The sequence below is a fragment of the Oleiphilus sp. HI0066 genome (assembly GCF_001635725.1).
In genome coordinates, this window is record NZ_LWFH01000691.1 from 1 (window position 1) to 946 (window position 946).

2 protein-coding genes are annotated in these 946 nt (G+C 42.2%); one reads left to right on the top strand and one right to left on the bottom strand.

What is annotated here, in order from left to right; all coding sequences use genetic code 11:
* The coding region (locus A3738_RS08705; protein ID WP_068763531.1) for a class I SAM-dependent methyltransferase at nucleotides 1-453 on the top strand (453 nt) is incomplete at its 5' end.
* On the opposite strand, the gene A3738_RS08710 is transcribed toward A3738_RS08705, so the two are convergent.
* Nucleotides 450-946: DUF962 domain-containing protein (locus tag A3738_RS08710; protein WP_068763532.1), on the bottom strand; the 497-nt coding region annotated here is incomplete at its 5' end. The two genes, A3738_RS08705 and A3738_RS08710, sit on opposite strands and share 4 nt — an antisense overlap.

Below are 946 nucleotides of genomic sequence, written 5' to 3' on the forward strand. Positions count from 1 at the left end.
AACTATCGCAGTTTTTTAAACAAATTAGGTAGCGTTATGATCGAAAATCTACCTACCGCATCTCAAGGACTAGATTTCGGTAGCGGACCGGGCCCTACCCTGTCATTAATCTTTAAGGAAGCAGGTCACGAATGCGAAATCTATGACAAGTTTTATGCTGACGATAAAGAAAAACTAAACACAGAATACGACTTCATCAGCTCGACCGAAGTGGTTGAGCATTTAGACGCACCGAGCCAAACGTTTGAACTTCTGTTTTCATTATTAAGGGCGAACGGAATACTAGGCCTGATGACAAAGTTGCATACCCAAAACATCGATTTTGGGGGTTGGCATTATAAAAACGATCCAACACATATTTGTTTCTACAACCCCGCGACAATGCAATATCTGGCGAACCGCTTTAATAAGCAGCTCACCATCATTGGAAGTGATGTTATTTTGTTTACTTAAGAGGCTTTCGCTTCAGGGCCAGTTTGATGACATACCGGACCAGCTCGAGATTCTACTTCAGCTTTAAGTTTTTTCATTAAACCGAACATAAAAGCGAATTCGCACACGACAAATAGCGGCCCGATTAGAAGACCTGTCATATCGTCGACAAATGCAGGTTTTTTCCCTTCATAAAAGTGGCCTACAAACTGAAAAACCCAACCAACAACGAATAAACCGATACTCCATGCCAGCCACTCGATAGTTGATAGAGATGCAACATACTGCGCGCCATAGACAGTCATACTAAACACCAAGCCCATTAAAATGCCGAGTTTGATATCTAATGCGAGGTAATACAGACAGGCTGCACCAACAACAAAATAAACTGGAGCCAAAACAAGGCCAAACAATGCAAACTCAGGACGAGCAAGTAAAACAGCAATCGCAAAAACAATGAGGGGAATACCAACAAAGTGCGTCAGAATATTTCGTGGGTCGCGATGATAATTCG